Annotated in this window: 8 protein-coding genes; 4 read left to right on the forward strand and 4 right to left on the reverse strand. The window is 67.4% G+C overall.

The genetic code is table 11. The features are described from left to right. Positions 1-393: 393 nt before the first annotated feature. The 3 genes from MKK63_RS20595 to dapE all read left to right on the forward strand — a co-directional run bounded on the left by MKK63_RS20595 (position 394) and on the right by dapE (position 5280). Positions 394-1524 carry a glycosyltransferase family 4 protein gene (locus tag MKK63_RS20595; protein WP_244005073.1) on the forward strand — a complete coding sequence of 377 codons (1131 nt, stop codon included), beginning with the start codon at positions 394-396 and terminating at the stop codon, positions 1522-1524. Between the two features lie 147 nt (positions 1525-1671). After that, positions 1672-4029 (forward strand): glycogen debranching N-terminal domain-containing protein, encoded by a 2358-nt coding sequence (locus MKK63_RS20600; RefSeq protein WP_244005074.1) that lies wholly within the window; start codon positions 1672-1674, stop codon positions 4027-4029. A 72-nt stretch (positions 4030-4101) separates the two neighbouring features. Then, entirely contained in the window at positions 4102-5280 is a 1179-nt protein-coding gene (dapE, locus tag MKK63_RS20605) for a succinyl-diaminopimelate desuccinylase (protein ID WP_244005076.1), read from the forward strand. Here the strand turns inward: dapE and truA are convergent. From truA to recR, 4 genes are all read right to left on the reverse strand, one after another. Then, positions 5262-6023 carry a tRNA pseudouridine(38-40) synthase TruA gene (gene truA / locus MKK63_RS20610; protein ID WP_244005078.1) on the reverse strand — a complete coding sequence of 254 codons (762 nt, stop codon included), beginning with the start codon at positions 6021-6023 and terminating at the stop codon, positions 5262-5264. The genes dapE and truA overlap by 19 nt on opposite strands. Next, complete coding sequence (gene fmt, locus MKK63_RS20615) at positions 6023-6952, reverse strand: methionyl-tRNA formyltransferase (RefSeq protein WP_244005080.1); 930 nt, start codon at positions 6950-6952, stop codon at positions 6023-6025. The genes truA and fmt overlap by 1 nt, the downstream gene beginning before the upstream one ends. 7 nt (positions 6953-6959) lie before the next feature. Then, positions 6960-7475, reverse strand: coding sequence for a peptide deformylase (gene def, locus MKK63_RS20620; RefSeq protein ID WP_244005082.1), 516 nt, complete (start codon positions 7473-7475; stop codon positions 6960-6962). A 90-nt stretch (positions 7476-7565) separates the two neighbouring features. Next, a complete protein-coding gene (gene recR, locus MKK63_RS20625; RefSeq protein ID WP_244005084.1) occupies positions 7566-8171 on the reverse strand; it encodes a recombination mediator RecR in 606 nt (201 codons plus the stop codon). Positions 8172-8583: 412 nt separating this feature from the next. Here recR and MKK63_RS20630 point away from each other — a divergent pair, with 412 nt between their 5' ends. Continuing rightward, positions 8584-10203, forward strand: a complete 1620-nt coding sequence (locus MKK63_RS20630; protein ID WP_244005086.1) for a phosphoenolpyruvate carboxykinase — start codon at positions 8584-8586, stop codon at positions 10201-10203. The last annotated feature ends 465 nt before the right edge of the window (positions 10204-10668 follow it).

Genomic DNA, 10668 nt, shown 5'->3' on the forward strand with positions numbered 1-10668 from the left:
GACCCGTGAAGGTCGGATGAGGATCGCGCGTTGATGCTTCTGATGGAGCAGCACGAGCCGCCACGGCAGCCCTATCGGCCGGGCGGTTCGACGCGGGGCGGCTTATGACAGAAAGTTGACGCGGCGGCAACGTTTGGGCTGCAGGGCGGATCGGGTGAAATTGCCGGCCACGGACCTATGACGGCGGAACGGTCCTGCCCCGAGGCTGTTTCGGTGCAGCCTGAAAGCAGTGGTGATTCGGAGGAATTCGGGGACAGCGAGCGCACCGCACAAAACGGTGCGCGACACCGGGGTCGCCAGGAACCATAACCTTAGCCGTCAGTTTCATTCATGTCCCGCTCAGGCCGGCAGGGTTAGACCCCCCGTCAAATTCGGCCAACTAGGAGACACTCCGTGCGCATTGCCCAGATCGCTCCGTTGTCGGAGGCCGTTCCTCCGAAGTTCTACGGCGGCACCGAGCGCGTCGTCAGCTGGATTACGGAGGAACTGGTCCGCCAGGGCCACGAAGTCACGCTGTTCGCCAGCGGCGACTCCGATACGTCTGCCAAACTCGCGTCTTGCACCCCAGAAGGCCTGCGCCTGTTGGGCTACCGCGATCACACCGCCAGCCACTTGGCAATGCTGCATCAGGTGCACCGCCGCGCCCACGAATTCGATATCCTGCACTTCCATATCGACCTGCTGCAGTACCCGATGTTCGAGGACTTGAACCACAAGTGCCTCACAACGATGCACGGCCGTCTGGACGTGCCGGATTTCATGCCGGTTTACCGCACTTTCACCGGCATGCCGCTGGTCTCGATCTCCGACAACCAGCGTCTGCCCATGCCGCCGACCTCGAACTGGCTGGCGACGATCCATCACGGCCTGCCGGCCCAGAACTGCCCGTATACCCCCGAGACCAAGGGCGGTTACCTCGCGTTCCTCGGCCGGATCTCGCCCGAGAAGCGGCCCGACCGCGCCATCGAGATGGCGATCCGCTCCGGCACGCCGCTCAAGATCGCCGCGAAGGTCGACAAGGCTGATCAGGATTACTGGAACGAGAAGATCGAGCCGATGATCCACCACCCGCTGGTGGAGTTCATCGGTGAGATCAATGAGGAGCAGAAAAAGGATTTCCTCGGCAACGCCCTGGCGCTCGCCTTCCCGATCGATTGGCCGGAGCCGTTCGGCCTGGTAATGATCGAGGCGATGTCGGCCGGCACGCCGGTGATCGCCTTCCGGAACGGCTCGGTGCCGGAGGTGATCAAGGACGGTGTGAGCGGCGTGCTCTGCGAGACTATGGACGATGCCGTCGCCGCGGTGGCCAAGGTGAAAACCATGAGCCGCGCTGGTGTGCGCCGCCACTTCGAGGGCAACTTCACCGCCGAGTGCATGGTCAAGAAATACGTTGCTGCTTACGAGGAACTGCTCAGCCGCGGTGCCGATGTGATCAAGCTGCCGAGCTCGAGCTTCAAGCCGCAATACGGTGAGCTGAACGGCTCTGCCCGTCCGGCGATTCCCGTCGCTGCCATGCCGGCGTAATCATCGGCACCGGGCTTGCAAGACGGGCCTGGATTGGCCGAACGTCTTAAAGGCGACTCATCCATCAGGTGAACAAGGGCCGCGGCATCAGCATCGATGCGGCGGCCCTCTCGATTCGTACCCTCACAGCACCCGGAGATGCCCTGCATGGCGGACAACACGGCAGCGGCCCAAGAGGCTTTGAGTCATGGGGCGACGACCCGGAATGCGGCCGCCGGCCCAGGTTTCGCGCACGGTTTCCAAGACGCGGACGACGTGCTGCCGCCCTACCACATTGAGGCGCAGACCTCCCTGGTGGAGCGGCCGCTCCGATCGCTGAAGTTCGGTGAGGCGTTCGGGGTTCTGGACTCCTACGGCGATATCGGTGTTCAGCCGGGACCCGAGGGCCTGTATTTCCAAGACACGCGCTACCTGTCCCGCCTGGAAGTGACCGTCGAGGGACAGCGCCCGCTGATGCTCTCCTCTGTGATGCAGGACGATAATGGCGCGCTCAGCGTCGACATGACGACGCCCGACATCCGCATCGACGCGCACGACGAGACCTCGATCCCCCGCGAGACGATCGCGATCGAGCGCACCAAGTTCCTGTTCCGCGGCGCCTGCTACGACCGGATCGGCCTGCGCTCCTTCGATTCGAAGCACCGCCGCCTGCGGATCGCCGTGATTTTCGACGCGGATTTCCGCGACCTGTTCGAGGTGCGCGGCACCGACCGCAAGGAGCGCGGCAAGCGCGGCGTGCTGGTGGCGAGCGATCGGGAAGTCCAGTTCCGCTATGTCGGCCTGGACGAGATCGTGCGGACCACCGCTCTGCATTTTGGCCCGAAGCCGGACCTGATCGAGCCGGGCCGCGTGGCCTTCGACGTGTCGCTGCCTCCGGAGGGCAAGGTTTCGCTGTTTATTCGCGTGACCTTCGAGGCGCACCGGGCCTTCACCAAGCCGCCGACCGACACGATGGTCGGCGAGGATGCGGCCGCCAAGCTGACGCTCGCGGCTAATGCCGGCGGCGCCCGGCGGGAACCGAAGGATCTCGGCGAGGGGATGATCTTCGCCCGCGCCTACCGGGATTCGCGCCGCGACCTGCGGACGCTGACGGCCGGGATCACAACGATCATCTCGTCGAACGACCAATTTAACGAAGGCCTCTGCCGGGCGACGGCCGACCTCTACATGCTGGCGAGCCGCACGCCGGAGGGGATCTACCCCTTCGCGGGCATCCCCTGGTACTCCACGGTGTTCGGCCGCGATGGCATCATCACGGCGATGATGGCGCTCTGGATCGACCCGAAGTTCGCCCGGGGTGTGCTGCGCTACCTCGCCTCGACGCAGGCTAGGGCGGTCGATCCTGCTGCCGATGCCCAGCCCGGCAAGGTGCTGCACGAGACGCGTCGCGGCGAGATGGCGATGCTCGGAGAGGTGCCGTTTCGGCACTATTACGGAACGATCGACGGCACGCCACTCTTCGTGATGCTGGCTTGGGAATACTACGCTGTCACAGGCGACCTCGAGACCGTGCGGGCGATCTGGCCGGCGCTGGAACTCGCCCTCGACTGGATGGACCAATACGGCGACCGGGACGGCGACGGCTTCGTCGAATACGCCCGCGACACCGACAAGGGTCTGGAGAACCAGGGCTGGAAGGACAGCCACGATTCGATCTTCCATACGGACGGTCAACTCGCCAAGGGGCCGATCGCGCTCTGCGAGGTGCAGGGCTACGTCTATGCGGCCAAGCATGGCATGGCGAAGCTCGCGGCGCTGCTCGGGCACGATCCGCTGGCCGAGCGCCTGACCCAGGAGGCCACAATCCTGCGCGAAAAATTCGACGCGGCGTTCTGGAACGAGGAGATTGGCACCTACGCGCTCGCCCTCGACGGTGAGAAAAAGCAATGTGCCGTGCGCTCTTCCAATGCCGGCCACGCCCTGTTCACGGGAATCGCTAAGCCGGAGCGTGCCGAGCGGGTCGCCGAGACCCTGCTGGGCAAGGACGGGTTCAACGGCTGGGGTGTGCGTACGATCGCCAAGGGCGAGGCGCGCTACAACCCGATGTCGTACCACAACGGCTCGATCTGGCCGCACGACAACGCGCTCATCGCGATGGGTCTCGCGCGCTACGATCGGAAGCACGAGGCGGCGCGCATCTTCCAGGGGATGTTCGACACCTCACTCTACCAGGACCAGAAGCGGCTGCCGGAGCTGTTCTGTGGCTTCATGCGGCGCAAGCAGCGCGGGCCGGTCTCGTACCCCGTGGCCTGCAGCCCGCAGGCCTGGGCTGCAGCGGCGCCCTTCGCGTTCCTGGCCGCGTGCCTCGGGCTCGAACTCGACCATGCCGGTAACAGCGTCCGGTTGAAGAACCCGATTCTGCCGGGCTTCCTCGACGGGGTAACGCTCTACAACGTTCGGCTCGGCCAATCGCATCTCGATATCCGGTTCCAGCGCTACGACGACGACGTCACCGTCTCGGTGCAGCGCCGCCACGGCGACGTGCAGGTGGTGGTCACCAAGTAGCGGGACTCCCCCTCGCGGCCCGCTTCGGGGTAAGCGGGCTGCGAAGGCGCTTTCCGCCGCCGAGGACGCTCCATGCCGGCAGAGCACGATGCCCCGCACCCCGCTCTGCGCCTCGCGCAAGCCCTGATCCGCTGCCCCTCCGTCACCCCGGAGGATCGCGGCGCCCTCGACGTGGTCGCGGATGCGCTCGGGCTGGTGGGTTTTACCATCGAGCGGCCGGTCTTCGCCGAGTCCGGCTATCCCGACACGCCGAACCTGTTCGCGCGTATCGGGACGCGTGGCCCCTGCCTGGTCTTCGCTGGCCACACCGATGTCGTGCCGGAGGGGGAGGGGGCCTGGCGACACGGCCCCTTCGACGGCGCGGTGGCCGACGGGATGCTGTACGGCCGCGGAGCCGCTGATATGAAGGGTGGCATCGCGTGCATGCTTGCCGCGACCCTGGCCTTCCTGGGACGCCGAGGCGCCGACTTCTCCGGGTCCATCGCCTTCCTGATCACCGGCGACGAGGAGGGGCCGGCGGTCAACGGCACCGTAAAGCTACTCAACTGGGCGCGCACGCGCGGCGAGCGCTTCGATCATTGCGTGCTCGGCGAGCCGACCAATCCGGGCCGGCTGGGCGAGATGATCAAGATCGGCCGCCGGGGCTCGCTCACCGGCAAGCTCACGGTGCTCGGCCGACAGGGCCACGTCGCCTATCCACACAAGGCCAAGAATCCAATTCCGGGACTCCTGCGCCTCGCCTCGGCGCTGATTGCGGAGCCGCTCGACCGGGGCACGGCGCATTTCGACGCCTCGAATCTTGAATTCACGACGATCGATGTCGGCAACCCTGCGACCAACGTGATCCCGGCGACCGCCCGGGCGACGTTCAACGTGCGCTTCAATGACGACTGGACGGCCGAGAGCCTGGGTGGCGAGGTCCGCCGACGGCTGGAGCAGGCGGCCGGGAACGCGGTGCACTTCACCCTCGATCTTCAGCCTTCGAACGCGCCTGCGTTCCTGACGCAGCCTGACGCCTTCGTGGATCTGGTCTCCGCGGCGATCCAGGCCGAGACCGGCCTGACACCGATCCTGTCGACCACGGGCGGTACCTCGGATGCCCGCTTCATCAAGGATGCCTGCCCGGTGATCGAGTTCGGCCTCGTGGGCGAGACCATGCACCAGACCGACGAGTGCGTAGCCGTCGCCGATCTGGAACGGCTGACGGCGATCTACGAGCGGGTTCTGGAGGCTTATTTTTCGAACTCGTAGTCTACCCCCACGAACGTCAGCCCCGCGGCCGGCGCCAGGGGCCCACACCGGCGCTTGTCGCCGGTCGCCAGGATGTCGGCGACATCGTCGGCCGAGAGCCGCCCGCAGCCGGCGAGCATCAGCGTACCGACCATCGCGCGCACCTGATGGTGCAGGAAGGAGCGCGCCGCGGTCGCCACGACGATCTCTTCGTGCAGCGCCATCGGTACATGGGCGACGTCGAGCTGCTCCAGCGTGCGCATTGGGCTCTTGGCCTGGCATTCGGCGGCCCGGAAAGCCGAGAAGTCGTGGTGGCCGACGAGGCGCTGAGCCGCCGCGCGCATCAAATCCGCGTCCAGCCTCCAAGGCACCTGCCAGACCCGGTCCCGCGTGAGCGCTGCCGGGCTGCGCCGGTTGAGGATCCGGTAGCGATAGTGGCGCCGGATCGCCGAGTGGCGGGCATCGAAGCTCTCCGGCACGATCTCGGCCGAAAGCACGGCAACCGGCTGCGGCCGGAGATGCGCATTGACGGCGTCGCGGACGGTGTCGGTCCGCCACGCCTTGGCGAGGTCGAGATGGGCAACCTGATGGATCGCATGAACGCCCGCATCGGTTCGTCCGGCGCAGGTCGACCGAACATCCTCGCCCGAGAAGCGCAGCACGGCGGCCTCGATGGCCGCCTGCACCGTGGGTTCATCGGCCTGCCGCTGCCACCCGCAGAACGGGCCACCATCGTATTCGATGACAAGCTTGTAGCGGGGCATCAGCCGAGGAAGGCCCCGGGCGTCAGCCGGGCACCGCGGACGAACTCGGCCCCACTCGCACTGCCACCCTTGCCGGCCCGGCGCAGCTCTGTCAGACGCACAGCCCCCGTCCCGCAGGTGACGGCTCCCTCGGCGTCCAGCAGCGTCCCCGCTGCGCCCGATCCGACACTGGCCAACGCGCGCAAAACCTTCACCCGCTCCGGGCCCTTGCCGAGATCCAATTCGAAGAAGGCGCCGGGGAAGGGCGACAGGCCGTTGATCTGGTTGGCGACTTCGGCGGCCGGGCGAGACCAGTCGATCCGTGCCTCGGCGTTGGTGATCTTATGGGCGTAGACGACACCCGCGTCCGGCTGCGGCGTGAAGGTGAGCGCCCCCTGATCGAGAAGGCCCAGGGCGCGGGCCATCAGGTCGGCGCCGACCGGCATCAGCGCGTCGTGTAGTTCGCCCGCTGTCATGCCGGGGGTGATCGCGACCCGTGCCTCCAGGGCGACCGGCCCGGTATCGAGCCCGGCTTCCATCCGCATCACGCCGACACCGCTCTCGGCATCCCCCGCCATTACCGCACGCTGGATCGGCGCAGCCCCGCGCCAGCGCGGCAGCAGGGAGCCGTGCAGGTTCAGGCAGCCGTGCTTCGGCGCGTCGAGGATCGCCTGCGGCAACAGCATCCCGTAGGCCACCACCACCGCGACCTCGGCCCCATGCGCGGCGAACGTCTCCGCGGCCTCCGGCGCGCGCAGGGTGGGGGGCGTCAGAACCGGCACGCCAAGCTGTTCGGCCAGCGCGTGGACCGGGGAGGGGCGCAGGCTCATGCCGCGGCCGGCCTTGGCGGGGGCACGGGTATAGACGGCCGCGATGGTGTGGCCGTCCTGAGCGAGCCTGGCCAGCGTCGGCACCGCGAAGTCCGGGGTGCCCATGAATACGATGCGCATGGCCGGCTCAGGCCGCGTCGCGCTTGGCCGCCTTGGTGAACTTCTTGAGCACCCGGTCCCGCTTCAGCTTCGACAGGTGGTCGATGAACAGCACACCGTTCAGATGGTCGATCTCGTGCTGGATGCAGGTGGCGAGCAGGCTATCGGCCGCGATCTCGTGCTCTTTGCCGTCGAGGTCGCGGAACTTCACGCGGACCCGGTCCGGCCGCTCGACCTCGCCGTAATATTCGGGGATCGACAGGCAGCCCTCGTCGTACACCCGCTTCTCCTCCGAGGACCAGACGATTTCGGGATCGATGAAGACCTGCGGCTTGCGCACGCCCTCCTCCTTCGAGGTATCGATGGTCACGACGCGCTTCGCCACGCCGACCTGAATCGCCGCGAGGCCGACGCCAGGGGCGTCGTACATCGTCTCGAACATGTCGGCCACGAGGGTCCGGATCTCGCCGGTGATCGGGCCGACCGGATCGGAGATGCGGCGCAGGACGGGATCGGGGAGGATGACGAGCGGGCGGATGGTCATGGCGGCAACCGGCAGGGATAGCGCCGGGTCGGGTCCGGGCTTTTTTGTCGAATAGGATGCGGGTCGAGACCGGTCAAATAGCGTGCGGCCTCAGAACACGGTCCGGCTTCGGATCGCCGCCGTGAGCGTCCCCTCGTCGAGGTAATCGAGTTCCCCGCCGACCGGCACACCGTGGGCGAGGCGCGTCACCTTCACGTCGCAGTGGCGGATCGATTCCGTGACGTAATGGGCCGTGGTCTGCCCATCGACGGTGGCGTTGAGCGCCAGGATCACCTCCGTGACCACGGGTTCGGCCACGCGCTCCACCAGGGAGGCGAGGTTCAGGTGCTCCGGCCGCACGCCGTCGAGCGCCGAGAGCACGCCGCCGAGCACGTGGTAGCGCGCCTTCACGGCCCCGGAGCGCTCCAGCGCCCAGAGATCGGAGACATCTTCCACCACCACCAAGGTCGTGGGATCGCGCTCGGTATCCCGGCAGATCGTGCAGGGCTCGGAGGTATCGACGTTGCCGCAGCTCGTGCAGACGACGATGCGCTCGACCGCGACCCGCATAGCGTCCGCCAGGGGGCCGAGCAGCGTGTCGCGCCGCTTGATGAGCTGCAGGGCGGCCCGCCGGGCCGAGCGCGGGCCCAGCCCGGGCATGCGGGCGAGAAGCTGGATCAGGCGTTCGATCTCGGGGCCGGCGACGGCTTGGGGCATCGTGCCTCTGGAAAGAGTCTGGGGCGTGGACGGGGGCGCTGTCCGCGACGGGCATACCTGTCGCCGGTCGGCATGCAAGCGCGACCCAGTGCATCATCGAGATATGGGTATTCCCATGCCGGTCCGCCCGTGTCGTGTGATCGGCCGATGCGGGTGACTGCTTACAGACATGGGTTCCTGCAGGCGCAACTGTGGTCTAACCTGTTTGTCCACATTGCGGGCCTCCCGCGAAGCTCATAATGACAGCGAAGCTTCGCCGTCTACTCAGTGGAAGGGGAAGCGGCCGGGGAGCGGTGAACCTGCGTGCGGCGGACCTGTACGACCGCACGGACGTCCCCCGGGCAATCCCGGACGCGGATCGCGTCCGGCACAGTCGCGTCGACGGTCGAACAGGGGCCCGGGAGATACGCTCTTGACCAACATCGGTGATCACAACGCGGCCCACGGCGCCGAGGCGGCCGGCTTCCGCGACCTCAAGGCCGTCCACTGGAATTTCGAGGCGCCACGCCTCTACGAGGAGGCGCTGGCCCGCAAGGAGGGTCAGCTCGCCCGCGGCGGCGCCCTGGTGGCGACCACGGGCAGCCATACCGGCCGCTCGCCCAAGGACAAGTTCGTGGTGCGCGACGCGAGCACCGAGAACGAGGTCTGGTGGGACAACAACGGCGCGATCACGCCGGATCAGTTCGAGACCCTGCGCCAGGATTTCCTGACGCACGCCGCCGGCAAGGAGCTGTTCGCCCGGGACCTCTACGGCGGTGCCGATCCGGCCCACCGGGTGAAGGCCCGGGTGTTCACCGAATTCGCGTGGCACTCGCTGTTCATCCGCAACCTGCTGATCCGGCCGGACCGTTCGGAGATCGCCGCCTACGTGCCGGACCTGACGATCATCGACCTGCCGAGCTTTCAGGCCGATCCCGCCCGGCATGGCTGCCGGTCCAAGACCGTGATCGCCATCGATTTTTCCAAGAAGCTCGTGTTGATCGGCGGATCCGCCTACGCGGGCGAGATGAAGAAGTCGGTCTTCACCTATCTCAACTACATCCTGCCCAAACAGGGCGTGATGCCGATGCATTGCTCGGCCAACGTGGCGCTCGACGCCGAGGGCGGCTCGGCGATCTTCTTCGGATTGTCCGGCACCGGCAAGACCACGCTGTCGAACGATTCCTCCCGCCAGCTTCTCGGCGACGACGAGCACGGCTGGTCTCCCGAGGGCATCTTCAATTTCGAGGGCGGCTGCTACGCCAAGACGATCCGGCTCTCGCGCAACGCCGAGCCCGAGATCTACGCCACCACCGAGCGCTTCGGCACGGTGATGGAGAACGTGGTGATCGATCCCGTCACCCGGGCGCCCGACTTCGACGACGCGTCGCTCACCGAGAACACCCGCTGCGCCTACCCGCTCGACTTCATCGCCAATGCCAGCGCGACCGGCCGGGCCGGGCATCCGAAGAACATCGTGATGCTGACCTGCGACGCCTTCGGGGTGATGCCGCCGATCGCCAAGCTCACCGGTGCAGAGGCGATGTACCACTTCCTCTCGGGCTACACCGCCAAGGTTGCGGGCACCGAGCGCGGCCTGACCGGGCCCGAGGCGACCTTCTCGACCTGCTTCGGCGCCCCGTTCATGCCGCGGCACCCGAGCACCTACGGCAACCTGTTGCGCGATCTGATCGCGGAACACGGCGTCGATTGCTGGCTGGTCAATACCGGCTGGACCGGCGGCGGCGTCGGCACCGGCCGGCGGATGCCGATCCGCGTGACGCGCCGCTTGCTGAGCGCGGCGCTCGATGGTTCGCTGTCGCAGGCGGAGTTCCGGCGCGATCCGTATTTCGGCTTCGCTGTGCCGGTGGCGGTGCCGGGCGTCGAGTCGCACATCCTCACCCCGGTGAAGACCTGGGGCAACAAGGGCGCCTTCGTCGAGACGGCGGCTCGGCTGGTGAAGATGTTCGACGACAACTTCAAGCGGTTCGAGGCCCATGTCGATTCCGACGTGCGCGCCGCCGGGCCGACCGCGCAGGCGATCGCGGCCTGATCGGCGCTGGGGGCGGCCAAATCGGCCGCCCGTCGTGCGGCTTTTCTGCTTCCGCATCTCCGGCCGCAACGCATTCTCCTACATGTGCCAAGCTGAGCGACGAGCCAGCGCTGATCTCAATTCCGGGTCGCCCGGAGCCGCAAGGCTCCGATGCCAAATCGTGTCGCGCCGGACATACGTCATCGTCCCCACCCGCCATTGGCGCCGGGGGCATGGCCCAAGAAGCAACACGCGGGACGCGGGACGCCGCGGGAACCCAGGTGTCGGCCAAGTACGCGCGGGATCCGGTCCCCGCGGCGCCCGCGGCATCGATCGGGCGTGGTCCCCGGCCGGTGCCGTCTGTCTCGTCGCGGCGTCTTGTCGACGTCCCGGTCCTGCGACTCCCCGTTAGCGGTCTCGGGCAGGGTGCACGCACCCCCGGAACCCGCATCGGCGCCGTGGCCTTCCAGCCGTCCCCCGCCTCGT

Origin of the sequence: Methylobacterium sp. J-088, assembly GCF_022829295.1 — a bacterium.
Taxonomy (GTDB): domain Bacteria; phylum Pseudomonadota; class Alphaproteobacteria; order Rhizobiales; family Beijerinckiaceae; genus Methylobacterium.

Coding starts and splice junctions, on each gene's coding strand:
- MKK63_RS20600 (WP_244005074.1), top strand. CDS start 1,672: ATGGCGGACAACACGGCAGCGGCCCAAGAGGCTTTGAGTCATGGGGCG.
- def (WP_244005082.1), bottom strand. CDS start 7,475: ATGACCATCCGCCCGCTCGTCATCCTCCCCGATCCCGTCCTGCGCCGC.
- truA (WP_244005078.1), bottom strand. CDS start 6,023: ATGCCCCGCTACAAGCTTGTCATCGAATACGATGGTGGCCCGTTCTGC.
- fmt (WP_244005080.1), bottom strand. CDS start 6,952: ATGCGCATCGTATTCATGGGCACCCCGGACTTCGCGGTGCCGACGCTG.
- recR (WP_244005084.1), bottom strand. CDS start 8,171: ATGCCCCAAGCCGTCGCCGGCCCCGAGATCGAACGCCTGATCCAGCTT.
- dapE (WP_244005076.1), top strand. CDS start 4,102: ATGCCGGCAGAGCACGATGCCCCGCACCCCGCTCTGCGCCTCGCGCAA.